The organism is Streptomyces sp. PsTaAH-124, from assembly GCF_000373685.1.
GTDB lineage: Bacteria > Actinomycetota > Actinomycetes > Streptomycetales > Streptomycetaceae > Streptomyces > Streptomyces andamanensis.
Genome location: NZ_KB892158.1, coordinates 126,411 through 151,563, shown reverse-complemented (window position 1 = coordinate 151,563; position 25,153 = coordinate 126,411). Strand labels below are relative to the sequence as shown.

Below are 25,153 nucleotides of genomic sequence, written 5' to 3'. Positions count from 1 at the left end.
CTGCGATTCTACCGAGGTGCCGACGGGACCCGCCCCGCGCGCACGAACGCCCCGGCGGGCGCCCCGGCGGGCGCCCCGGCGGGCGCCCCGGCGGGCGCCCCGGCGGGCGCCCCGGCGGGCGCCCCGGCGGGCGCCCCGTCCGCGCGCTCCCCGGACGGGACGCCCCCGCATGTCTCAGCATGCGAACCGGCTTGGACGGCGTCCGGCGCCACGGCATACTGGCGCCATGCTCACGCACTCCACGACCTTCGTCTTTACCTATGGCACCCGGCCCGCCGGCTGCCATGGTCGTGTTGCTTGAGCCACTGACGAGCGACTTCCCAGGCGCCCCGGGCCGACAAGGCCCGGGGCGTCTGGCGTTCCACCCGGTCCTTGCCGCTCCGGGGCACCGCCACCACCAGCGAGGAGCCCCCGCGATGACCACCACCGCAGCAGCCCGCACCGCAGCGACCCCCACCCCGGCGACCACCGCCGCGCCCCCGGCCCGCCCCTCGGCCTCGACCGCGACCACGACCGACCCGACCGGTGCCCGCTCCGCCGAGGCCGCGGGCGTCATCACCGACGCGCGCGAACGCATCGACGCGCTCGACGACCGGATCCTGGGCCTGGTCCAGGAACGGATGGCGGTGTCGGCGGTCGTCCAGAAGGCCCGGATCGGCTCGGGCGGGCGGCGCGTGCACCTCTCCCGCGAGATGGAGATCCTCGGCCGCTACCGGGACGCTCTCGGCAGGCCGGGCACCAGCCTGGCGATGACCCTGCTGGAGCTGTGCCGCGGCACGGTCTGACCCGTCCGTCCGCGGCTCTCACCCGTACGGTGCGGGTGCGTGACCGCGAAGGGCCCCGCGTCGTTGGTCGGAGTGGCCGTGCCAGCCAGGGACGGACGCGAAGGAAACCACGCGTGGCTCTCCGGGGCGGTGTGACGTACGGATCGTGCCGTGCGTCGTGGGACCCCGCTCCGGGGACGTGGCCGGACGGCAGGGGACAGCAGCCCGGTCACCCGGGTGACGGCCGGTTCCGGGGACGCCCGGAACCGGCCGCGCCCACGCATGACGCAGCTCACATGAAAATCTGGTGAGAAGCGGCGCAACCATTCACCGGAGCCCCGGGTCACATCAGCGGAACCCACGGCCACACCCGCGCCCCACAGCGGAGGCCTCCCGCAACCTCCGTACCGCGTGACACGCGGTACGCCGGACTTCCCGAGGTCTTCATGAAGCTTCGCCGCGCCCTGGCCCTGGCCGCCACGACGGCCGCGATAGCCCCGCTGGCCCTGCTGTCGGCGCCCACGGCGTCCGCCGAGGAGCCGACCGGCACCCCCTCGTCGAGCACGTCGAGCGCGTCGGCCTCCGCCTCCGAGTCCGCCCCGACCGGCGGCACGACCGAGACCACCCCGTCCTCCGGCGGGACCGAGACCACTCCGTCGACCGGAGCGTCCGACACGACGTCGCCGTCCGGATCCGCCTCCTCCTCGCCCTCCGCCTCCGCCTCGTCGTCGGCGTCCTCCTCGGCATCGGCATCGGCCTCCACCTCCGCCTCGCCGAGCAAGCCCGCCGAGCCCTCCGCCGAGCCGACGCCGTGCACCGACGACGACGTGGACGCCGACTCGCAGCTGACGATCGCCGTCTCCGGTCTGCCCGGCAAGATCGTCGCGGGCAGCGGCTGGCACCCCTTCAAGCTCACCGCGTCCAACCACAGCGACCGGCCCCTGGGCCAGGTGCAGTGGCTCGCCCTCGTCGACAACGAATCGATGAGCGAGAACGAGAAGGACTGGCTGAGCACCTACGCCCTGCTGGAGTACCTGAACCCGGCGACCGGGAAGTGGGAGTCCCTCGCGGACCAGGTCGACAACGGCATCTACTTCGGCGAGACGCCGCTCGGCCCGAAGCAGACGGTCGACATCTCCCTGCGCGTGAACATCACCGCGAAGGCCCCCGCGGGCGACGGCTACACCGTGGGCCTGGGCGGCTACGTCGACCAGGACAAGAACTGCGTGCACAACGCGTTCGACTACTACGCGTTCACCGTCCTGAAGCCCGGCAGCCCCAACGGCGACCCCGGTGACGCCCGGCCCGGCAACGGTGACAAGCCCGCCGGCGGCAAGCGTCCGCAGGGCGGCGCCGAGGTGATCCCGGCCACCGGCACCCTCGCCGAGACCGGCTCCAGCTCCATGGTTCCCGTCCTCGGCCTCGTCGGCGGGGTCGCGGTCGTGGCCGGTGCCGGTGTGGTGTTCGCGGTGCGCCGCCGCAAGGGCGGTGCGCAGGCGTAGGCCCCCGGCACCGCACGGACGGGAAGGACCCGCGCCAGGAGGGGGGCGCGGGTCCTTCCCGTCGCCTGCCGCTTCTTCCGGGGCGTGCTACTTCTTCTTCGGCGGCACCGCGGGTATGCCCAGGAACGGCAACCGCAGCGCGCCGAACGCACCGGCCGGGACCGCCGGTTCGCGCGGCTCCACCGGCTTCAGCCGCTCGTAGGCCGCGCCCTGCGCCGGGCGCGGATCGGCCTCGCCGTTGTTCGGCCAGTACGACATCGCGCGCTCGGCCTGCGCGGTGATGGTCAGCGACGGGTTGACACCCAGGTTCGCGGAGACCGCGGCGCCGTCGACGACCGAGATGCCGGGGTGGCCGTACAGCCGGTGGTACGGGTCGATGACCCCCGTCTCGGGCGAGTCGCCGATGGGGCAGCCGCCGAGGAAGTGCGCGGTCAGCGGGGTGCCCATCAGCTCGCCCACGTTGGAACCGGCGAAGCCGTTGATCTCGGCGGCGAGCGCGGAGGCGCCCTCCGTCGCCGCCTTGATCTGCTTGGGGTTGGGCGCGCCGTGGCCCTGGCGGGCGGTGAGCAGACCCTTGCCGACGCCGTCCGGTTTCAGGTACGTCGTCAGGGAGTTGTCCAGGGACTGCATGACCAGGCCGATGATGGAACGTTCCGACCAGCGGCGGTTGGACAGCGAGCGCAGGACGAGCAGCGGATGGCGGGCGGCGTTCGCCAGCCAGGCCGCGACCCGCGAACCGCCGTCCACGAACGGCACCTGGAGGATGGACAGGCCACCCATCGAGTTGGAGCCCTTGCCGTAGCGGACCGGCTCGATGTGGGTGTTCTCGTCGGGGTGGAAGGACGAGGTGATGGCGACGCCGCGGGTGAAGTCGGGCCGCGCCTGGCCGGTCACCGCGCGATAGCGCCGGTTGTCGGTCTGCGCGCCCACCAGTGCCTCGGAGTTGGTGCGGGTCAGCTCGCCGAGCCGCTCGGAGAGGTACGGGAGCCGACGGCCCGCCTTCATGCGGTGCAGCAGGGTCTGGGTGCCGTAGGTACCGGCGGCCAGGACCACCCGGCGGGCGGTGAGGACGCGGCCCGCGCCCTTCTTCCGGTCGTCGGTCGGGAGCGTGGCGACCGCGTAGCCGCCCCGCGAGTCGTCGGTGACGGAGACGACCGTCGTCATCGGGTGGACCACCGCGCCCGCCTTCTCGGCGAGGTGCAGATAGTTCTCGTTGAGCGTGTTCTTCGCGCCGTGCCGACAGCCCGTCATGCACTCGCCGCACTCGACGCAGGCATTGCGGTCCGGTCCGGCGCCGCCGAAGTAGGGGTCGGCGACCTGCTGTCCGGGCCGGGCCTTCGCGGTGCCGTCGGCGTCCTCGCCGTCGCCGAAGAACACCCCGACCGGCGCCATGTGGAAGGTGTCGCCGACGCCCATGCGCTGCGCCGCCGCCTTCAGATGCACGTCGGAGGGGGTCATCGTCGGGTTCAGCCGGACGCCCAGCATGCGCCGGGCCTGGTCGTAGTAGGGCGCCAGCTCCTCCTGCCAGTCGGTGATGTCCCGCCACTGCGGGTCCTCGAAGAAGGGCTTCGGCGGTACGTAGAGGGTGTTGGCGTAGTTGAGGGAGCCGCCGCCGACCCCGGCACCGGCCAGCACCATGACGTTGCCCAGCAGATGGATGCGCTGGATGCCGTACAGGCCGAGCTTCGGGGCCCACAGGTAGTTCTTCAGGTCCCAGGAGTTCTTCGGCAGGCTCCCCCGGGTGAAGCGGCGGCCCGCCTCCAGGACACCGACGCGGTAGCCCTTCTCGGTCAGGCGGAGCGCGGAGACGGACCCGCCGAACCCGGATCCCACGACGATGACGTCGTAGTCGTACGCCGTTTCGTCGTACGCCGCCGTTTCGTCGTACACCGCCGCTACGTCGTACGCCGCTTCGTCCTGCTCGGGGACGGAGTTCTCCTGCGACACGTGCTCTCCTCGTCGAGAACGGGTGTGGTCGGGGACGGCCGGGCCTGGGCCTGGCGGCTCCGGAGGGCCTAGCGGAGCCGGAGGGCCTTCATCGCCTTCAGGCTGCGGGTCATGAACGCGGCGTACCCCTCGTCGTCCATGCCGAGCGACGGGGCCATGGGCAGCAGCCGCTGGTGGGCGACGGTCTGCGCCTCGGTGTACTTGAGGATGCCCTCGGAGCCGTGCCGGCGGCCGAGACCGGAGTCCTTCATGCCGCCCATCGGGGACTGGGCGCTGCCGTAGGCGGGCGCGTACCCCTCGTTGATGTTGACGGTGCCGGTGCGCAGCCGGGCGGCGATCTCCCGGCCGCGCCGGGCGTCCTTGGTCCACACCGACGAGTTCAGGCCGTACGGCGTGGAGTTGGCGTGCTCGACGGCCTCGTCCACGTCGGAGAAGCGGTGCACGGAGACGACCGGACCGAAGGTCTCCTCGGTGCACACCGCCATGGGGGCCTCGACTCCGGCGAGGACGGTCGGCTCGAAGAAGTACGGGCCGAGGTCCGGGCGGGCGACGCCCCCGGCCAGCACCGTGGCGCCCTTGGAGACGGCCTCCTCCACATGCCGGACGACGGTCTCCAGCTGGCGCTCGCCCACCAGGGAGCCCATGTCGGCGCCGTACGCCAGGGAGGTGCCGAGCCGCATCGCCTTGGTGCGGGCGACGAAGCGCTCCAGGAACGCGTCCGCGACCGCCTCGTGGACGTACAGCCGTTCGATGGAGATGCACAGCTGCCCGGCGGAGGAGAAGCAGGCGCGGACCGCGCCGGCCGCCGCCTTCTCGATGTCGGCGTCCCGGAGGACCAGCATGGCGTTCTTGCCGCCGAGTTCGAGGGAGACGCCGACCAGGCGGGCCGCGGCGCCCTGGGCGACCTCGCGGCCGGTGCGGGTGGAGCCGGTGAAGGAGACGTAGTCGGCGTGCCGGACGACGGCCGGACCGACCACCGGGCCCTCGCCGATGACGACCTGGAACACCTCGGCGGGCAGTCCGGCCTCGATGAGCAGATCGCGGGCCCACAGCGCGGTCAGGCAGGTCTCGGTGTCCGGCTTCATCACCACCGCGTTGCCCGCGGCGAAGGCGGGCAGCGCGTCCCCGACGGACAGCTCCAGCGGGTAGTTCCAGGGGGCGATCTGGCCGACGACGCCGCGCGGGTGGCGCAGTTCGGTGACCTTGGTCAGCACCGGGATGGCGCCGGTGTGCCGCTTGGGCCGCAGATACGCGGCGGCCCGGCGGCCGTAGTGCCGGGCGGCGACGGCGACCGCCTGCACCTCCTCGTGCGCGTGCAGGCGGGCCTTGCCGGTCTCCAGCTGGATCAGGTCCAGCACCTCGGCCTGCCGGGCGAGCACCAGGTCGTGGAAGCGGAGCAGGACGGCGGCGCGCCGCCGCACGGGGGTGCGCGCCCAGACGTCCTGCGCGGCGCGGGCCCGCTCGAAGGCGAGGGCGACGTCCTCGGGGGTGGACTCGGGCAGGTCGGCGCGCTTCTCGCCGGTGAACGGCGTGTGGTTGGCGGTCCGGCCCGACCCGGTGACGCCCTTGGTGAGCCGGGCGACCAGCTCGGGGGTCACCACGTCCGCGGCGGTACGGGCGCCCGCGGGGGCGGGGGCCGAAGGATTCGTGCCGGTCTGTGCCGGGGCCTGCGCGTCCGTCATGAACGGCAGGGTATGACGTGGCCGCGGGTTTGTGTACCCGTCGGTAACGGGGTTTCACCGACCGCACACACGCCGCCAGCGATCACTGGCAACAAACCCGCTGATCAGGGCTCTTTTCACGCCCGCGGCACACGCCCGGCTCCCGCCGCGCACATCTCGCTCCGGCCGCGCACACCCGCTCCCGCCGTGCGCGGACGGCCGCCGGCTCACAGCACGTCGACGTCCAGCTGGGCGATCGCCGTCCGGGCCACCTCCCGGCCCCGCTCGGTGAAGTCGCCCTTGCCGGGGTAGCCCACGGTGAGCCGGTACATGTCTCCGCCGCCGGTGCGGTAGTAGAAGACCCGCACCTCGCGCGGGCGCGGGTGCTGCGAGTCATTGGTGGTGTAGACGACCGTGTTCCCGGCGGCCTTGCGCCCGTGGAACGTCGCGTTGTCGTCGGGGGTGGTCCGCGCGTCCGCGGGCATGTCGAGACCGTAGTCGCCGCGCTTCTTGAACTCGGCGTCGTCCTGGTACATCTCGGCCGCCGCCGAGCCCGCGATCTCGTGGCTCTTGTCCTCCGCCTGCCTGGCCAGCGACAGCGTCACCCACACGCTGCCGCTCCAGTCCGTGTACGTCACCCAGTGGTCGTCGTCGGACTTCCGGTCGGGCAGGGTGCGCTGGTAGTCGGCGGGCACGGCGAGCGTCGCCGCGACGTCCTTCTCCTGATGGGCCGTCCAGCCGTCCGGCAGCGGCCCCGCGAACGGCCGCGCGATCGCCAGGTAGGCGGTCACCGCGCCCACCACGACCGCCGCGCCCAGCCCGAGCCAGGCCGTACGGCCCAGGCGGATCCCGCGCCGGGGACGCTCGACGTACCGGACCTCCTGGGTGGGCGCCGGGACGGGCGGCGCGGCGGCGGCCGTCAGCAGGGCGCGGACCCGGGCGGCGTCCGGGCGCTGCGCGGGGTCCTTGTGGAGCAGAGTGGTGACGGCCTCGGCGAGCGGGCCGGGCGCGGCGGCGGGCGGCGCGGGAGCGGCGTTCAGGACCGACTGGAGGGTGGCCGGGGTGTTGCTGCGGCGGAACGGCGAGACGCCCTCGGTGGCCGCGTACAGCACCACGCCGAGGGACCACAGGTCGCTGGCCGGGCCGGGCCGCTGCCCCAGCACGCGCTCCGGCGCGATGTACTCGGGCGAGCCGACGAAGCCGCCGGTGTCGGTCAGACTGGTCTCGCCCTCGATCTGGGCGATGCCGAAGTCGGTGAGCACGGTCCGCCCATGCCGGCCGAGCAGGATGTTGTCCGGCTTGACGTCCCGGTGCAGGATGCCCGCGGCGTGCGCGGCCTCCAGGGCGCCGAGCACCTCCAGGCCGACCCGGGCCGCCTCGCGCGCGTCCAGGGTGCCCTCCTGGAGGGCGGCGCCGAGCGAGCGGCCCCGGACCAGTTCCATCACGATCCACGGCTGCCCGTCGACGACGGCCACGTCGTGCACGTTGACGACGGCCGGGTGGTCGAGCCGGGCGGCGGCGCGCGCCTCGCGGCGCATCCGCTCGAAGGCGTTGGCCCGTTCCCGCTCGGGCAGGTGTTCGGGGACCCGGGGCTCCTTGACGGCGACCTCGCGGTCCACGGTCTCGTCCTTGGCCCGCCACACCGTGCCCATGCCGCCGTGCCCCAGCTTGGCCAGCAGCCGGTAGCGGCCGGCGATCAGACGGCCGGTACCGGGGTCGGGGGCCGGAGCCGGGGCGGGGGCGGTGTGCGGCGGGGCGGGAGCGTGGGCGGCGGCCGGTGGGACCGCGGGGGGCACCGGGACGGCTGGGGCAGCCGGGGCGGCGTAAGGATTCTGCGGGTGCGGCACCCGCGGCTGCGGATCCGGTGGCCGCAGGACGAAGCTGCTCGTGGATTCATGGGGCTCGTACGGTGCGTACGGCTCGTGCCGGGCTCCCCCGTTGTCGCTCATGGTCCATCCATATCGCGAGGGGCGGCCGGGACTCCAGCGCGGGCGCGGGGCGGTCACAGACCCGTGACCTAGCGTCTGCCCCGTCCGGTGACGAAGGTGTCCACGGCGACGTCGAAGTACTCCCTGGCCTCGCGCACCTTGCCGACCGGCGCCGACAGCCACACGTCGTACATCCGCCCGTCCTGCTCCCAGCACAGGTCGTAGGTGTGCCGGGCGCCCTCCGCCGCGCTGAAGCCGCTCCAGGTGAACTCCCAGAGGGCGGCGGGGTGTCCGTCGTGCGTGGTGGCCGTGACCTGGCCGTCGTGGTAGCCGGGGTTGGCGGACGGGCCGCCGGCGTCGGCGCGGCGCATCACCGCGAGCGGGCCGCCCTGTTCCGGCGCCGCCGCCTTGATGCCGAGGCGGAAGGTCTCACCCGGCGACAGATAGAAGATCCGCGCGCCCTGCGGCGAGCGCGCGAAGCCGTCCGGTACGGCGACGGTGAAACCGGCCGGGTCCTGCGCCAGGTGGTAGCCCGAGGGCGCGGAGGGGGCGTCGGCGCCCGTGGCGGGCCGGGTCCGCGAGGGGGTGGCGTGCGCACCGGACGAGGGCGTCGGGAAGGTGGTGGCGGAGGCGGTTCCGGTCGCCGGGCCCGCCGAGGCACCCGGCCCGTGTCCCGGCGCCGAACTGGCGGGCGTACCGCCGCCGTCGCGGTCGCCGTCCATCAGCAGCGTCACCGCGGACACCCCCGCCCCGGCCACCGCGGCGACCAGCAGCGCGGCGATCAGCACACCCCGGGTGGAGAGCCGCGCGGGCGGACCGGACGGCGCCCCGCCCGCGGGCTCCGCCTGCGGGGGCGGTGTCAGGGCCGGGGTCGGGGCCGGCAGCGGCGACGGGAACGCGGGCGGCCCCGCCGGGGACGGCGGCCCGGAGAACCCTGAGGACGCCGAGGACGCCGAGGACGCCGGAGGCCCCGGCGAGCGAGTCCCCCTGGAGCCCCTGAGCGACAGCGAGGGCAATGAGGGCAGCGACGGACGAGGGGACCGGGACCGCCGGGACGCTTCGCCCTGGTGCGGCGCGGAGGTGTCCGGGGCCTGCCCCGGCGTACGCCCGGAGTCCAGGAAGGCGCGCAGCATCCGCTCGGCCTCGTCCGCCGTCAGCCGCCGCTCGGGATCGCGCTCCAGCAGCCCGCGTACGACGGGCAGGATCGGCTCCGCCTCGGCGGGCGGCCGGATCTCGTCCAGGACGACCGCGTGCATGATCCCGCCCAGCGAGTCGCGCCGGAACGGCGAGGCACCGCTCAGCACCGTGCACAGCAGCGCGCCCAGCGACCACAGGTCGGACTGCGGACCGGTCCCCGCGCCGGACATCCGCTCGGGCGCGGTGTACTCCGGGGAGCCGACGAAGGCCCCGGTCTCGGTGAGTGTGGGGGCGCCCGCCACCTGGGCGATGCCGAAGTCGGTGAGGACGACCCGGTCGGTGCCGGACTCCACCAGGACGTTCGCCGGTTTGAGGTCGCGGTGCAGGACACCCGCCGCGTGCGCGGTGCCCAGCGCGCCCAGCAGCGCGATGCCGATGCGGGCGGCCTCGGCCGCGTCCACCGGGCCGCCCGCGGCGATCCGGTCGGCGAGCGAACCGCCCTCGATCAGTTCCATGACGATGAACGGCCGCCCGTCCTGCTCCGCGACGTCGTGGACGACGATGACGTGCGGGTGCCGCAGCTGGGCGACCGCGCGCGCCTCGCGCAGCGTACGGTCGCGCAGTTGCCGGGCCTCCTCGGCGGACAGGGTCTCGTCGAACGGGAGTTCCTTGACCGCGACCCGCCGTCCCAGCAGCTGATCGGTCGCCCGCCAGACGACGCCCATGCCGCCGCGCCCGATCCGCGCCTCCAGGCGGTAACGTCCCGCTACCACACGGAAGTCGTCCCCCTCGGTCCCCATACGCCCCATCATGCCGCATCGGACGCCCGGCTTCCGGGACGCCGACCGGCCAAGAAGGGGATCTGATCAGGCCGTCGTGTCCGGCCGGACGCGGTCAGTCGGTGCCGGGCCGCCAGCTCTGGAGCACCGACTTGAACTGACTGCGGGTGACCGGCCAGCTCGCCTCGGGCGAGGACATGTAGATCGCGTACTCGACACCCGAGCGGGAGAAGTACGTCTCCTCGATGGCGTGCCGCGGGCCGGGGAACGAGGTGTCCTTGGGCAGCGCCGTCCAGGAGTACTCCCACAGCGCGCCCGGACGGTCGCGGAAGGTGTCCTTCTCCAGCATCACCCGCCGGTAGTCCACCAGCCGCCGCAACTGCTCCTCCAGGTCCTTCTGGTGGTCGTACCCGCTGGGGAACTCCGGCGACTCGGTGACGGCGACGCGGATGAAGTGCTGGCCGCCGTCCGGGGTGTAGTCGACCTGGCGCAGGGCCTCGTTGGACACCACCCGCTTCCAGTCGTCGCCGGGCAGGGCGATGCTGAAGCCGTACGGGTCCGTGACCCGCTTCCAGCCTGCCGGGATGCTGTCGTTCGAGGGCTTGGTCTTGCGGGGCGTCGGCGAGGGTGGCGTCGTGGACAACGATGGCAGCGCCGGTCCGGAGCCCTCCGCCTCCGTCCGGCTGCCCGGCCCCCACTCCTGGAGCACCACGGCGGTGCCGCCGCCGATGACCGCGGCGAGGACCACCACGAGGGCGGCGTTGCGCAGCCGACGGCCCCTGGACCGCGCCCGCACGTCGCCGCCGCTGCCGCCCGCCGCCGGGGACGCGACGGGGGTCTGCGCGGTCGCCGGGTGGTGGGAGACCGGGACGGCGCCGGGGACGACGGTGGAGCTCCCGGTCGCGCCGGGCCGGTGACCGGGGTACGTGCCTCCGGCCGGGGTGCCGGTGCCGTCGAACGGCACGCCCGTGCTCCCGTGCGCGCCCGTGCCGCCGTACGCGCCCGTGCCGTGCGATCCGGTGCCCGCGTAGGACCCCGCGGTCCCGTGCGTGCCCGAGCCGGTGGTCCCGTGCGGGCCCGGGTCGCCCTGGTGCCCCTGGTGGCCCGTCCCGCCGGTGCCCGCGGTGTGCGGGGACGGCTGTCCGGTGTACTGGGTGGGGATGTACGCCTGCGCGTGGGTGGAGCGGCGCCCCTCGGCGGCCTCCGCGAGCATCCGCTCGGCCGTGGCCGCGTCCGGCCGGGCCGCCGGGTCCTTGCGCAGCAGCGCGGTGATGACGGGCGCGAGCACACCGGCGTGCCGGGTCTCGCGGGGCTCCTCGTCGACGACGGCCTGCATGGTGGTCAGCGGCGAGGTGCGGCGGAACGGCGACAGGCCCTCGACCGCCGTGTACAGCGTGGCGCCCAGCGCCCACAGGTCGGAGGACGGGCCCGGGTCATGGCCGCGCACCCGCTCGGGCGCGAGGTAGTCGACCGAGCCGACGACCTCTCCGGTACGGGTGATGGTGGTGTCGCCCTCGATCTGGGCGATGCCGAAGTCGGTGAGCAGGACCCGGCCGTCCTGGGAGAGCAGGACGTTGCCGGGTTTGACGTCGCGGTGCAGGACACCGGCCGCGTGCGCGGCGCACAGGGCGCGCAGCACCCACAGGCCGACGCGGGCGGCCTCGGCCGGTTCCACCCGGCCGCGCTCCTTGACCGCGTCCGCCAGCGACTGGCCCTCGACCAGCTCCATCACGATCCACGGGCGGCCGTCGTGTTCGAGCACGTCGTGCACGGTGACCACGGCGGAGTGGTTGATCCGGGCCGCCGCGCGCGCCTCGGCACGGGTGCGCGCGAGCAGGACCGCCTGGTCGCTCTCCGCGACGTACAGCGCGGCGGTCAACTCCTTGATCGCCACGGCCCGGTGCAGCACCTCGTCGTGCGCGCGCCAGACCCGGCCCATACCGCCGCTGCCGATGGCGTCGGCGAGCCGGTAGCGGCCCGCGAGCAGCTGGCCCTGCATCTGATTCACGTTTCCCCGCAATGTTCTTGACAGGCCCAGACTAGGGACCGCCCCTCCGGCAGGGAACCGGTGGGGGTGCCCAGAAACCGCACTGTGACAGTTGTCGCTTCCCACCAGGTGCGGGAGCGCGGGGGCGGCGGCGCCTCAGCCGGTGTACTGGCAGCGCCTCAGCCGGTGTACTGGTAGGTCGCCGTGGCCTGTTCGTACAGCTTGTCCACCTGATCCCGCTGGGACTCCGGGCCGCGCACCTGCACCACGTGGTAGCGGCCGTCCAGGAGCAGGGCGAGGTTGCGCACGAAGAGCTGCCGTCCGCCCGCGCTCCAGGTGAACTGCCCCTCGGCCATGGTCCGCCCGCCGACCTGGGTGGTCCGCAGCCCGGAGGAGGTGGCCCAGCTGGAGTCGCGGTAGTCCCGCAGCTCGTACTCGTCCTCGCGCTGGTAGGCCATCGGATCGCCGCCGTACCGCTTCGCGGTGTCCCGTCCGGGCACCACGATCAGCTCGAAGTCGCCCCGCGAGTAGACCACCTGGCCCCGGTCGTTGCCCGGGGTGCGGTTCCAGCCGCTCGCGACGGCTATCCGGAACCCGGCGGCGTCCTTGCGCACCGTGAAGCCGCCGGGCACGCCCGCGCCGGTGGTCTGCGTCTCGGTCGAGCCGGAGGACTGCGAGGGGCTGCCGCCGCCGTCCGCCGTGCTCCGCCCGCCGCCGGGGGTGCCGCTCGCGCGCGAGCCGTCCGGGGGTACGGGGGCCTCGCTCGCCCCGCCCGTCCGGCCGGTGTCCGGCCGCCCGCCGCCGGTGTCCCGGCCGGACTTCGGCAGGAACAGCATGGCGAACGCGACCGCCCCGGCCAGCAGGAGCAGCACCAGCAACAGCAGGATCCGTCCCAGGCTGCGCGGCGAACGGCCCTCCCGGCCGCCCCGCTTGTGCCGCCCGTGGTGGGCGGGCAGCCCGGCGCGGCGCCTGCGCACCAGTTCGCCGCGGCGCCGCACGATCGGCAGCCGCCTCGGGTCGGCGGGCGGCGCGGCCACGACATGCGCCCCGGCCTCCGGCTCGGGCGCGGACCGCACCAGCGAACGCAGCCAGCCGCCCAGCTCCTCGAAGTCCAGCCGCTCGGTGGGGTCCTGACGCAGCAGCGACTCGACGACCGGGCGCAGCGCGCCGCACTCCTCGGCGAAGGCGGGCGGCTCCGCGCACACCAGTTGCACCAGTTCGGCGGTCGACTCCTCCGGGTAGGGGGCGTGCCCCTGCACGGCACGGAAGAGCAGCGCGCCCAGCGCCCACAGGTCGGTGGCGGGCCCGATCGGCGCGGCCAGCTGCCAGTTCGCGTGCACGGGCCCGGCCTGTTCGGGCGCCCAGCGCTCGGTCACCGGCCCCACCACGGTCATCCGCGCCTGCCGCGCCCGCTCGGCGGCCAGCGCGCTCCCCGGCCCGGTCCCGGCGGGGGCCGGTCGGTCGGGGGACGAGCGGTCGGGGGCCGGTCGGTCGGGGGCGGGGCGGCCAGGGGCCGGGCGGTCGCCGGGGTACGGGTCGCGGGCGGCCGGGACTCCGGCGACGGGCCGGGCACCGAAGTACGCACCGCCGGAGGGGCCCGGCCCGCCGTACGGGTCGCGGTGCCGGTCACGGTCACGGTCGCCGCTCACCGGAGCGTCCGCTGTCCGGCCACCCGGGTACGGAGCGCCGGTGCGTCCGTCCTCGACGGCGGGGCCGTCCTCGGGCGGTACGCCGGACGGACCGCGGCCGGACGGGCCCGGTGCGCCCCGGCCGAGGGCGTGCGGCTCCGGACCGCCCGGACCGAGGGCGTACGGGGCCGAGCCGGGCGCGCCGGGGGCGGGCGGGGCGGCGGAGGTGCTCCACCAGGGGTCCGGGGCGCCCGGCGGTGGGAGGGCCGGGCGCCCCTGCGCGCCGCCGTCTCCCACGTCCCCCAGGTCCCCTGCGTCCGCTGCGTCCCTTGCGTATTCCGGACCCGCGAAACCCTCGGCGTCCCCGGTGCTCCCTGTGCTCCCTGTGCTCCCGGGGCGCGGGACGCCCCCCGCGGGCGGCGTGTCGTCGGCACCGGCGGCCCCCGGGCGCGGCGTGGCGCGTACTCCGTAGGGGTCGGCGATCTGGCCGGGCGGCGCGGCGCGGTTCTCGCCCTCGGCGGGCGGTCGGGCGCCGGGCAGGGCGGCGCGCGCACCCTGCTGCGCCTCCTGCACCCGGGCCGCCGCCCGCGCGCCCGCGCGGTACGCGGCGATCGCCCCGGCGCGCGCCGCCCGGATGTCGTCGCCGCTCGGCGGCGTGGACCGCACCAGCTCGCCCGCGGCTCCGCCGCTGTCCGGTCCGCCACCGGGCAGCGGCAGCGCACCGGCCGCCCGCGCCTCGATCGCGGCCCGCCGGGCGGCTTCGGGGTCGACGCCAATGCCGGTACCGGGAGCGGTGTCGGAGGCGGCACCGGGAGCAACACCGGAAGCGGCCTCGCCCACAGGGCCGCCGTAGCCGCGTTCGTCCCGCGCGTCACGGATGCCGCCGGGCCCGGCGGGTGCGTCGGCCCCGCCCCCCGTGCCGGACTCCCCGCCGCCCGTGCCGAATCCCGCGTACCCGCCGAATCCGCCGTCCTCCTGGGCCCCGTCGCCCTCGCCGTCCGGCGCGGGCACCGGGTCGTAGCCGCACAGCGCCTCCTCGGCGGCGCCGACCGCGAGGCCGGTCAGCATCACCCGGCCGTCGTCGCAGACCAGGACGGTGCGCGCGGTGATGTTGCGGTGCACCCAGCCGTGGCCGTGCAGGACCCGCAGCGCCATGAGGAGATCGGAGGCGACCTCGGCCGCGCGGTAGGGCGTCAGCGGCCGGTCGGCCAGCAGCGCCGACAGCGGCCGGGCGGCGACCAGTTCACTGGCGATCCACAGCGAACCGCCCTCCGCGAACACGTCGAAGACCTGGTCCAGCCGCGGATGGTCGGGGATCCGCGCGGCGGCCTGCGCGGCCTCGATCGCCCGTCGCACCGCCGGATCGGCCGGCCGCCGCGTGGCCCCGGACTCCGCGCGGGAAGCGCGCGCCGGGGGCACCGTACGTCCCGGACGCCCGCCGAGCGCCCCGGGTCCCCGGAACACGCCGTCGCGCGCCGTGAACCCCTCGGGCAGCCCGTCCGCGTCGAGCACCTCTGCCTCGACGACCTCGGGCAACGGCACCTGTCGCAGCAGCACTTCCTGCCCGCTGTAGGTGTCGAAGGCCCGGGTCTCGGTGAGTTCGTACGCGTCGGACGGAGGCAGCGGCAGGCGGTAGCGGTCGGCGAGCACCCGGCCCGCGTAGTCGTCCACGTTGCCTCCCCCGGCCGCACGTCCAGTCAGATGCGTTCGCCACGCGTCCCGTTCCCGGTGATCACGGTCCGCAACCACTCACGATACGTGCCGGAGGCAACCCGCAAGAGGGGAAGCCGGATCTCACTTGGGTTCGAACGTCTTCGTCAGGGTCTGCCAGGTGTCCCGGCGCAGGTCACCGTCCCAGTCGTCGGCCTCGGCCGTGTACATGAGCGCGTACCCGTGCTTGTCGTCGACCACGAACCCGCGGTCCACCGCCCGGTACCCGGTGCCGCCCTCGGTGTAGGTGAACTCCCAGTCGGCGGCGTTCCACTTCCGGTAGTCCACCTTCTCGATGCGGACCTTGTGGTAGCCGGAGCGCACCATGTAGGCCTCCTGGCTCTTCCAGTCGGCCACGGGGTCGTCCTTGGGCGTCGACGTCCAGGCGACCAGCAGCTTCTGCCCGTCCGGGCCGGTGAAGCGGGCGCCGGAGGAACCGGTGGTCCTGTACTTCCAGCCCTCGGGCAGCCCGATGGAGAAGCCCTGTCCCTGGTACGTCGAGACGGCGCCGTCGTCACCGGAACCGTGTCCGGAGCCCGATCCGGAACCCTTGCCACCGCCGGAGCCGCCCGCCGCGCCCTTGCCACTGTCACCGCTGCCGCTGCTCGCGGCGGGCGAACCGCCCTGCCCCGTCGCGGAGTCGGTCTGCTTGCCGTTCGTGCCGCTCCCGCCGTGGTCGGCCGTGGCGCTCCCGGCCGCCCCCGCGGTGGCCGCCGCGGCGCCGCCGCGGTCGTCCTCGGACTTCTTGCCGTCGCCGCTGAAGGCGATGGTCAGGACGGTGCCGATCACCGCGAGCACGACGACCACCGCGATGATCACCAGCGTGCGCTTCGGCACCACGTCGGTGAGCGGCGCCCTCGGCACCTGACGCGGCGGCAGGTCCAGGTCCGGCGGCGGCACCACGGGCCACCCCGTCCCGGCACGCCCGGCCTGCGCGGTGCCCGGGGCGGCGGCCCCGGACCCGGAGGAGGCACCGGTGCCACCCGCACCGCCCGTCCCGCCGGAAGCACCCGCCGCACCCGCCGCACCGGGTCGGCTCGCGCCGGGCCGCGCGCCCCCGGCGGCACCGGTCCCCGCGGACGAGGACCCGGCGGACGGAGTTCCGGCGGCGCCGGGAGCGGCCGGACCGGCGCCCGCGGCGGGCGCGCCCGCCGTACCCGCCGTGCCTGTCGGCGGCTTGGTGCGGGACGCGGCCGCCGTGGTCGCCGACCCGGCCGCCACCGCCGCCTTGCGCACCGAACGCAGGGCGCCGCGCAGCCGGTCGGCCGCCTCCTCGCCCCGCTTGCCGCCCGCGCCGGAACCGGAACCGGCCGCGGGGCCGGAAGCGGAGCCGGTGCCGGACACGGCGCCGCCCTTCTTCCCGCCGTTCTTCTTGCCGCCGTCCCTGCCCCCGCGCCGGTCCGGCTGCGCGGGCAGCGGCACCAGCTTGGTGGCCTCCAGCGGCTCCGGCTCCACCGTCCCGCGCTCGGGCGCGTGGACGACGGCGTTGAGCATCGCGCGGGCGGCCACGTCGTCGAGACGCTCGGCCGGGTCCTTGTTGAGGAGGCCGAAGATGACGTCCCGCAGCGGCCCGGCGTGCTTGGGCTCCTCCAGCGGTTCGGTCATCACCGCGGTCAGCGTGGCGATCGCCGAACCCTTGTCGTAGGGCGGCGAACCCTCCACCGCCGCGTACAGCAGGCCGCCGAGCGACCACAGGTCGGCCGCCGGGCCGGGCTTGTGGCCGCGGGCCCGCTCCGGAGAGATGTACGAGGGCGCGCCGACGAGCATGCCGGTGGAGGTGATGGACGGGTCGCCCTCGACCTGGGCGATGCCGAAGTCGGTGAGCACGACCCGGCCGTCCTCGGCGATGAGCACGTTGGACGGCTTCACGTCGCGGTGCAGGATGCCCTGGCGGTGCGCGGAGCGCAGCACGTCCAGGACGGCGAGGCCGACCTCGGCGGCCCGCCTCGGCTCCAGCAGGCCGTCCTCGCGGATGACCTCGGCCAGGGACTTGCCCTCGACCAGTTCCATCACGATCCAGGGCCGGTCGTCCTCGTCGACCACGTCGAAGACCGTCACGGCGCTGGTGTTGCGGATCCGCGCGATGGCCTTGGCCTCGCGCAGCGTCCGCGTGATCAGGCGCCGCTTCTCGTCCTCGTCGATGGTCGTCGGGAACCGCAGTTCCTTGACGGCCACCGTCCGGCCCAGGGTCTCGTCCTCGGCCCGCCAGACCGTGCCCATGCCGCCCCGGCCGAGCACGTCTCCCAGCCGGTACCGCCCGGCGAGAAGACGCTCGCTGTTGTCCTGACGAGTGTCCTGACGGGATGCCCCCGCCCGCTCCGCCTCCGACATGCGTCCCCTCATGCAACCCGCCCTGACAGAGGCTCCATTGTCCCTCACGCGACAAGTGCTCGGCGCCCAGGGGCCCCGAGGGGACACCCCGGGCGCGGCGGACCGGCCGCCGAACAGCCCGTGGGGCACGGCGTGATGACGGCCGGTGACGAAACCCGGGCCGGGTGCCCCCTTCTCGCCCGCTTCTCGCCCGCTTCCTCCCCGCTCCTCCCGGCCCCGGGCCCGCCCGCCGCTACAGCGGCGCGATGTCCGGAGCGCCCAGCCGGGCCGCGTCGGCGGTCAGGTCGTCGGGCTGGCGCTGCGACTCGCGCTCGGCCTCGACCCGCTTCTCGTAGTGCTCGACCTCGCGGACGATCTGGTCCTCGTCCCAGCCGAGGACCGGCGCCATCAGCTCGGCGGCCTCGCGGGCGCTGCGGGTGCCCCGGTCGAAGGTCTCGATGGATATGCGGGTGCGCCGGGTGAGCACGTCGTCCAGATGACGGGCGCCCTCGTGGGAGGCGGCGTAGACGACCTCGGCCCGCAGATAGTCGTCGGCGGCCCTGAGCGGTGCGCCGAGCGAGGGGTCCTCGGCGATCAGGTCGAGGACCTCCTGCGCGGCTGCCCCGAACCGGTTCAGCAGGTGCTCGACGCGCACCACGTGGATGCCGGTGTCGGCGGCGATGCGCGCCCGCGCGTTCCACAGCGCCTGGTAGCCCTCGGCGCCGAACAGCGGGGTCTCCTCGGTGACGCAGTCGGCGACCCGCATGTCCAGGCCGTGCACCGCCTCGTCGACGGCGTCCTTGGCCATCACCCGGTAGGTGGTGTACTTGCCGCCCGCGACCACGACGAGGCCGGGCACCGGATGGGCCACGGTGTGCTCGCGCGACAGCTTGCTGGTGGCGTCGGACTCCCCGGCCAGCAGCGGCCGCAGTCCCGCGTAGACGCCCTCCACGTCGTCCCGGCCCAGCGGGACGGCGAGCACGGAGTTGACGTGCTCCAGCAGATAGTCGATGTCGGCGCTGGAGGCGGCCGGATGCGCCTTGTCCAGGTCCCAGTCGGTGTCCGTGGTGCCGATGATCCAGTGCCGTCCCCAGGGGATGACGAACAGGACGGACTTCTCGGTGCGCAGGATCAGCCCGCTGGTGGAGTTGATGCGGTCCTTGGGCACGACGAGGTGGATGCCCTTGGAGGCGCGGACGTGGAACTGGCCGCGCTCCCCCACCATCGCCTGGGTGTCGTCCGTCCACACCCCGGTGGCGTTGACGATCTGCTTGGCGCGGACCTCGTACTCGCCGCCGCCCTCCACGTCCTGCACCCGCGCGCCGACCACCCGCTCGCCCTCGCGCAGGAACCCGGTCACGCGCGCCCGGTTGGCCGCCGGCGCGCCGTAGGACACGGCGGTGCGCACCAGGGTCGCCACGAAGCGGGCGTCGTCCATCTGGGCGTCGTAGTACTGGAGGGCGCCGACCAGGGCGTCCTTCTTCAGGCAAGGCGCCACCCGCAGGGCGTGACGGCGGCTCAGGTGGCGGTGCACGGGCAGTCCCCGGCCGTGCCCGCGGGCCATCGACATGCCGTCGTAGAGGGCGACGCCCGAGCCCGCGTACAGCCGCTCCCAGCCCTTGTGCTGGAGCGGGTACAGGAACGGCACGGGCTTGACCAGGTGCGGGGCCAGCCGCTCCAGCAGCAGCCCGCGCTCCTTCAGCGCCTCGCGCACCAGGGCGAAGTCGAGCATCTCCAGATAGCGCAGTCCGCCGTGTATGAGCTTGCTGGACCGGCTGGAGGTGCCCGACGCCCAGTCGCGCGCCTCGACGATGCCGGTGGACAGGCCGCGCGTGACCGCGTCCAGGGCCGTGCCCGCTCCCACCACGCCGCCACCCACGACCAGAATGTCCAGCTCACGCTCGGCCATTGCCGCCAGTGACTCGGCGCGCTGCGCCGGCCCCAGTGTCGCTGTCCTCACTGCTGCCTCCCGCTCTCGGTCGAGCCGGCCGCACCCGTCGGGCGAAGCCCCGTCCCACACGTCCCCTGTACCCCGCGCGTCCCCTCCGTGTTCCCCCTGCCCAAATTCTGACCGGGATGCCCGGCTTCAGCCACCAGTCGCCCCCGGCCTGTGGACAACTCCCACCGGTTCACCGAGAAACACGCTGGTCAATCCCGCAAAACGGTCATATTTACTCCTAGTCTGACATTGCTCTCGCTCGTCCTGTCCACAGGACTTGCGTGCCTGCCCCACCTCGGTTATTGGGAAGGACGGCCCACGCCATGCCCGCAGATCTCGCCGTCATCGGACTCGGTCCTCTCGGCCTGCCCCTGGCCCAGGCCGCCGTCGCCGCCGGTGTCCCCACGCTCGGGTACCGCATCGGGGAGGAACCCGGCCCGCTCAGCGCCGCCGAACTGCGCCGGATGCTCTCGGGGGGCTTCCGGCCGGCCACCAACCCGGCCGAGCTGGGGCGCGTCCGCACCGCCGTGATCTGCGCCCCCACGCCGCGCGGCGCCGACGGCGGGTTCGACCTGGGCCAGGTGGAGAGCGCCGCCCGCGCACTGGCCGGGCAGCTGCGCCCGCACACCACGGTGATCCTGGAGTCACCCGTGCACCCCGGCACCACCGACGCGTTCCTGCGCCCGCTCCTGGAGGAGGGCTCCGGACTCGCCGCCGGCCGCGACTTCCACCTCGCCTACTCCCCCAGCCGCGTCGACCCGGGCAACCGCGACCTCACCCCGGCCAACACCCCCAAGGTGATCGGCGGCCTCACCCCGGCCTGCACCGAGTCCGCCGCCGCCTTCTACGGCCGTCTCACCGACAAGGTGGTCCGCGCGCGCGGGCTGCGGGAGGCGGAGACCGTCCACCTCCTGGAGACCAACTACCGGCACGTCAACATCGCCCTGGTCAACGAGATGGCCGTGCTCTGCCACGACCTCGGGGTCGACCTGTGGGACGTGGTGCGCTGCGCCGAGACCAAGCCGTTCGGCTTCCAGGCGTTCCGCCCCGGGCCCGGCGTCGGCGGCCCCGGCCTCCCCCAGGACATGTCCGGCCCGGCCGGCCGCGGTCTGCGCATGGTCGAACTCGCCCGGCAGGTCAACAGCCGTATGCCCCGCTACGTCGTCCAGCGCGCCGCCGCCCTCCTGAACGAGCACGGCAAGTCGGCGCGCGGCGCCCGCGTCCTCCTCCTCGGCGTCACCTACAAGCCGGACCTCGCCGACCTCCAGGGCACCCCCGCCGAGGAGATCGCCGTCCGGCTGACCGGCCTCGGCGCCTGCGTCAGCTACCACGACCCGTACGTGCCCTCCTGGAGCGTCCAGGACCGTCCCGTGCCCCGCGCCGACGCCCTGTACGAGGCGGTTGCCGACGCCGACCTGACGATCCTGCTCCAGCACCACCGGACGTACGACCTCCAGGGGCTGTCGGTGAAGGCCCAGCTGCTGCTGGACACCCGCGGGGCGGCACCGCTGGGGGCGGCGCACCGGTTGTGAAAGGGGGCGCGCGGGGGCCCGGCGGCCGGTAGCGGTGGAAGCGGACGGATCCCGCCGCTACCGTATGAGACGGAATCCGCCGCAGAGGTCACTGCGGCAGGCTCCAGGATGGATCACGGAGTGTCCGCCCCTAGGCTGTATGGGGGCGGCCGCACCACAGGGTAAAAAAGGTGGAGCCCGCCGCAGTGGTCTCTGCGGCAGGCTCCAGGATGGATCACGGAGTGTCCGCCCCTAGCTGTCTTGGGGGCGGCCGCTCACCATCCGTAGATTCGCAAGATCCACCTCCTCCGGCACTGCACCAGCCGAAGCCGGATGTGGTCCCAGCGGGTGGGCTTGCGATGACGGCCCACGGGCACGCCCCCTTCCACGATGCCGCCATTGACCCGGTGGACGGCGCGTCGGAAATCGGGCCGGGCCCCGAGGGGCGGGGTCCGGACCATGTCCTTGGAAGGGGGCGACCCGGACAACCGGGCCGTCGATCACGGACATTACCGGCTCGACACGCCCGTTCCCGACGGTTTCGGCCCGAAAGCAACCGTGCGCCCCCTGCCTACCGAAAGCGCCCCCACCGGTACCTCCGCGGCACACACGAAGGGGCCCGGTCACTCGTGCGGACGAGTGACCGGGCCCCTTCCGTGGTACGGGGTCCTGGCGGGTTACCGCTTGTGCTGGGAGTCCGCCACCGTGACCTCGACGCGCTGGAACTCCTTCAGCTCGCTGTAGCCGGTCGTGGCCATGGCACGGCGCAGGGCGCCGAAGAAGTTCATGGAGCCGTCGGGGGTGTGCGAGGGGCCGGTGAGGACCTCCTCGATGGTGCCGACGGTGCCGAGGTCGACCTTCTGGCCGCGCGGCAGCTCCTCGTTGACGGCCTCCATGCCCCAGTGGTGGCCGCGGCCGGGCGCGTCGGTGGCGCGCGCCAGCGGGGAGCCCATCATCACCGAGTCGGCGCCGCAGGCGATGGCCTTGGGCAGGTCGCCGGACCAGCCGACACCGCCGTCCGCGATCACGTGCACGTACCGGCCGCCGGACTCGTCCATGTAGTCGCGGCGGGCGGCGGCCACGTCGGCGACCGCGGTGGCCATCGGGACCTGGATGCCGAGCACGTTGCGCGTGGTGTGCGCGGCGCCGCCGCCGAAGCCGACCAGGACGCCGGCCGCGCCGGTGCGCATCAGGTGCAGGGCCGCGGTGTACGTGGCGCAGCCGCCGACGATCACCGGGACGTCCAGCTCGTAGATGAACTGCTTCAGGTTCAGCGGCTCGTGCGAGGACGAGACGTGCTCGGCGGAGACGGTGGTGCCGCGGATGACGAAGATGTCGACGCCCGCGTCCACGACGGCCTTGGAGAACTGGGCGGTGCGCTGCGGGGAGAGCGCCGCGGCGGTCACCACACCGGAGTCGCGCACCTCCTTGATGCGCGCCCCGATCAGCTCCTCCTTGATGGGAGCGGCGTAGATCTCCTGGAGGCGGCGGGTGGCGGCCTCGGCGGGCAGCCCGGTGATCTCGTCCAGCAGCGGCTGCGGGTCCTCGTGCCGGGTCCACAGACCTTCGAGGTTGAGCACGCCCAGGCCGCCCAGCTCACCGATGCGGATCGCGGTGGCCGGGGAGACGACGGAGTCCATGGGGGCGGCCAGGAACGGCAGCTCGAAGCGGTAGGCGTCGATCTGCCAGGCGATCGAGACCTCCTTCGGGTCCCGCGTACGGCGGCTGGGGACGACGGCGATGTCGTCGAAGGCGTACGCCCGGCGGCCGCGCTTGCCGCGCCCGATCTCGATCTCAGTCACGTCTGTGGCCTTTCCCTGATGCGTTGCAGCGTCTTCCAGTATCGCCGACGCCCATGACAAGGGCGGCCCCGGATGCCTCCGGGACCGCCCGTCGGGGCCCTGCTCCTACTTGCTGCTGTAGTTCGGCGCCTCGACCGTCATCTGGATGTCGTGCGGGTGGGACTCCTTCAGCCCCGCCGAGGTGATCCGGACGAAGCGGCCCTTGGTCTCCATCTCGCCGATGCCCGCCGCGCCCACGTAGCCCATGGTCTGGCGCAGACCGCCGACGAGCTGGTGCAGCACGTTGGCCAGCGGGCCGCGGTAGGGCACCTGGCCCTCGATGCCCTCGGGCACGAGCTTGTCGTCGGAGGCCACCTCGGCCTGGAAGTAGCGGTCCTTGGAGTACGACCGCGCCTGGCCGCGGGACTGCATGGCGCCGAGCGAGCCCATGCCGCGGTAGGACTTGAACTGCTTGCCGTTGATGAACAGCAGCTCGCCGGGCGACTCCTCGCAGCCCGCGAGGAGGCTGCCCAGCATGACCGTGTCGGCGCCGGCGGCGAGCGCCTTGCCGATGTCGCCGGAGTACTGGAGGCCGCCGTCGCCGATCAGCGGGATGCCCGCCGGGCGGGCGGCGAGGGACGCCTCGTAGATCGCGGTGACCTGCGGGACGCCGATACCGGCGACCACGCGCGTGGTGCAGATGGAGCCGGGGCCCACGCCGACCTTGATGCCGTCGACACCGGCGTCGATCAGCGCCTGGGCGCCGTCGCGGGTGGCGACGTTGCCGCCGATCACGTCGATGGACACGCTCGACTTGATCTTCGACATCCAGCTGAGCGCGTTGCTGTTGTGGCCGTGCGAGGTGTCGACGACCAGGAAGTCGGCGCCCGCCGCGGCGAGCGCCTGGGCGCGCTCCAGGGCCTCGGGGCTGGCGCCCACCGCCGCGCCGACGAGCAGCCGGCCCTCGGCGTCCTTGGCCGCGTTCGGGTACTGCTCCGCCTTGACGAAGTCCTTGACGGTGATCAGGCCCTTGAGGATGCCCTCGTCGTCGACCAGCGGCAGCTTCTCGATCTTGTGCTTGCGCAGCAGCTGCATGGCGTCGACGCCGGAGATGCCGACCTTGCCGGTGACCAGCGGCATCGGCGTCATGACATCGCGCACCTGGCGGCCGCGGTCGGTCTCGAAGGCCATGTCGCGGTTGGTGACGATGCCGAGCAGCCGGCCCGCCGGGTCGGTGACGGGCACACCGCTGATACGGAACTTGGCGCACAGGGCGTCCGCGTCGGCGAGCGTCGCCTCCGGGTGCACCGTGATCGGGTCGGTGACCATGCCGGACTCGGACCGCTTGACCAGGTCGACCTGGTTCACCTGGTCCTCGATCGAGAGGTTGCGGTGCAGCACGCCGACGCCGCCCAGCCGGGCCATCGCGATCGCCATGCGGGACTCGGTCACCTTGTCCATCGCCGCCGAGAGCAGCGGGATGTTGACCCGGACGTTGCGGGAGATGCGGGACGAGGTGTCGACCGCGTTCGGGAGCACCTCCGAGGCGCCCGGCAGCAGCAGCACGTCGTCGTAGGTCAGCCCGAGTGTCGCGAATTTACCGGGCACTCCGTCGACGTTTGCAGTCATGACACCTTCCCCAAATGGCCTTGCTCGGTGCGGATGTCCATGCTAACGGGAAGCGGAGGCGTCTCATTCCACGAAGAAAGATCGTTCCGGGCTTCGTGGTTTCCTACGGGAGCGGCCCGGGGTCCGGACCGGCGCCCGGCCGGGCGCGCAGGAGTCCAGCAGGAGTCCATGGGCACCCATGGGCGCCCGCGAAAGCCCGGTCACAGCACGGCCGAAGCACGGGCAGCGCACGGTCACTGCTCGGCGAGGGCCCGCAGCCTGCTCAGCGCCCGGTGCTGGGCCACCCGGACCGCACCCGGTGACATTCCCAACATCTGTCCGGTCTCCTCCGCGGTCAGGCCGACCGCGATGCGCAGGAGCAGCAGTTCGCGCTGGTTCTCGGGGAGGTTGGCCAGCAGCTTCTTGGCCCACTCGGCGTCGCTGCTGAGCAGGGCGCGCTCCTCCGGGCCGAGCGAGTCGTCCGGGCGCTCGGGCATCTCGTCGGAGGGCACGGCCGTCGAGCCGGGGTGCCGCATCGCCGCGCGCTGGAGGTCGGCGACCTTGTGGGAGGCGATGGCGAAGACGAACGCCTCGAAGGGGCGGCCGGTGTCCCGGTAGCGCGGCAGGGCGAGCAGGACGGCGACGCAGACCTCCTGGGCGAGGTCCTCGACGAAGTGGCGCGCGTCGCCCGGGAGGCGGGACAGCCGCGTACGGCAGTAGCGCAGCGCGAGCGGGTGGACCCGGGCCAGCAGGTCGTGCGTGGCCTGCTCGTCGCCGTCGACGGCGCGGTGCACCAGCGCACCGATCGCCCCTGGGGCAACTGCCGCCTCGTCGTCGCGCATCGGTCCATGGTGCCTTGACGTCGTCTGCTCCGTGGCACCGCCTTCGTGGTTGTGCACCGAAGCGTTATGAGCAGGTGCGCCGGAACCCATCCCCTGCGCCCTCCCATTCCGCTCGACCG

14 protein-coding genes are annotated in these 25,153 nt (G+C 74.1%); 3 read left to right on the top strand and 11 right to left on the bottom strand.

Annotation, left to right across the window (positions count from 1 at the left end; translation table 11 throughout):
* The first annotated feature begins 416 nt into the window (after positions 1 to 416).
* Together B086_RS0102755 and B086_RS42390 are read left to right on the top strand one after the other, a co-directional pair.
* Positions 417 to 785 (top strand): chorismate mutase, encoded by a 369-nt coding sequence (locus B086_RS0102755; RefSeq protein WP_018564883.1) that lies wholly within the window; start codon positions 417 to 419, stop codon positions 783 to 785.
* Positions 786 to 1,210: 425 nt separating this feature from the next.
* Positions 1,211 to 2,266, top strand: coding sequence for an LAETG motif-containing sortase-dependent surface protein (locus tag B086_RS42390; protein ID WP_026252035.1), 1,056 nt, complete (start codon positions 1,211 to 1,213; stop codon positions 2,264 to 2,266).
* Positions 2,267 to 2,353: 87 nt separating this feature from the next.
* Here B086_RS42390 and B086_RS0102745 read toward each other — a convergent pair whose 3' ends face one another.
* The 8 genes from B086_RS0102745 to B086_RS0102710 all read right to left on the bottom strand — a co-directional run bounded on the left by B086_RS0102745 (position 2,354) and on the right by B086_RS0102710 (position 19,313).
* Positions 2,354 to 4,213 (bottom strand): GMC family oxidoreductase N-terminal domain-containing protein, encoded by a 1,860-nt coding sequence (locus B086_RS0102745; protein WP_018564880.1) that lies wholly within the window; start codon positions 4,211 to 4,213, stop codon positions 2,354 to 2,356.
* Between the two features lie 68 nt (positions 4,214 to 4,281).
* Positions 4,282 to 5,895 (bottom strand): succinic semialdehyde dehydrogenase, encoded by a 1,614-nt coding sequence (locus B086_RS0102740; protein ID WP_018564879.1) that lies wholly within the window; start codon positions 5,893 to 5,895, stop codon positions 4,282 to 4,284.
* 206 nt (positions 5,896 to 6,101) lie between these two features.
* The gene (locus B086_RS0102735) at positions 6,102 to 7,823 is read right to left on the bottom strand and encodes a serine/threonine-protein kinase (RefSeq protein WP_026252033.1); all 1,722 of its coding nucleotides are present in this window, start codon (positions 7,821 to 7,823) and stop codon (positions 6,102 to 6,104) included.
* Positions 7,824 to 7,891: 68 nt separating this feature from the next.
* Positions 7,892 to 9,739, bottom strand: coding sequence for a serine/threonine-protein kinase (locus B086_RS0102730; protein ID WP_018564877.1), 1,848 nt, complete (start codon positions 9,737 to 9,739; stop codon positions 7,892 to 7,894).
* A 94-nt stretch (positions 9,740 to 9,833) separates the two neighbouring features.
* Positions 9,834 to 11,717, bottom strand: a complete 1,884-nt coding sequence (locus B086_RS0102725) for a serine/threonine-protein kinase (protein ID WP_018564876.1) — start codon at positions 11,715 to 11,717, stop codon at positions 9,834 to 9,836.
* A gap of 167 nt (positions 11,718 to 11,884) precedes the next feature.
* Complete coding sequence (locus B086_RS0102720) at positions 11,885 to 15,004, bottom strand: protein kinase (protein WP_018564875.1); 3,120 nt, start codon at positions 15,002 to 15,004, stop codon at positions 11,885 to 11,887.
* Between the two features lie 123 nt (positions 15,005 to 15,127).
* Positions 15,128 to 17,374 (bottom strand): serine/threonine-protein kinase, encoded by a 2,247-nt coding sequence (locus B086_RS0102715; protein ID WP_018564874.1) that lies wholly within the window; start codon positions 17,372 to 17,374, stop codon positions 15,128 to 15,130.
* A 232-nt stretch (positions 17,375 to 17,606) separates the two neighbouring features.
* A complete protein-coding gene (locus B086_RS0102710) occupies positions 17,607 to 19,313 on the bottom strand; it encodes a glycerol-3-phosphate dehydrogenase/oxidase (RefSeq protein WP_026252032.1) in 1,707 nt (568 codons plus the stop codon).
* Between the two features lie 302 nt (positions 19,314 to 19,615).
* Between B086_RS0102710 and B086_RS0102705 the strand changes: the two genes are divergently transcribed.
* A complete protein-coding gene (locus B086_RS0102705) occupies positions 19,616 to 20,824 on the top strand; it encodes a nucleotide sugar dehydrogenase (RefSeq protein WP_018564872.1) in 1,209 nt (402 codons plus the stop codon).
* Between the two features lie 656 nt (positions 20,825 to 21,480).
* Here the strand turns inward: B086_RS0102705 and B086_RS0102700 are convergent.
* The 3 genes from B086_RS0102700 to B086_RS0102690 all read right to left on the bottom strand — a co-directional run bounded on the left by B086_RS0102700 (position 21,481) and on the right by B086_RS0102690 (position 25,034).
* On the bottom strand, positions 21,481 to 22,605 hold the full coding sequence (locus B086_RS0102700) for a GuaB3 family IMP dehydrogenase-related protein (RefSeq protein ID WP_018564871.1): 1,125 nt from the start codon (positions 22,603 to 22,605) through the stop codon (positions 21,481 to 21,483).
* Between the two features lie 105 nt (positions 22,606 to 22,710).
* Positions 22,711 to 24,213, bottom strand: coding sequence for an IMP dehydrogenase (gene guaB / locus B086_RS0102695; RefSeq protein ID WP_026252031.1), 1,503 nt, complete (start codon positions 24,211 to 24,213; stop codon positions 22,711 to 22,713).
* Between the two features lie 233 nt (positions 24,214 to 24,446).
* Positions 24,447 to 25,034 carry a sigma-70 family RNA polymerase sigma factor gene (locus B086_RS0102690; protein WP_026252030.1) on the bottom strand — a complete coding sequence of 196 codons (588 nt, stop codon included), beginning with the start codon at positions 25,032 to 25,034 and terminating at the stop codon, positions 24,447 to 24,449.
* Positions 25,035 to 25,153 lie beyond the last annotated feature (119 nt).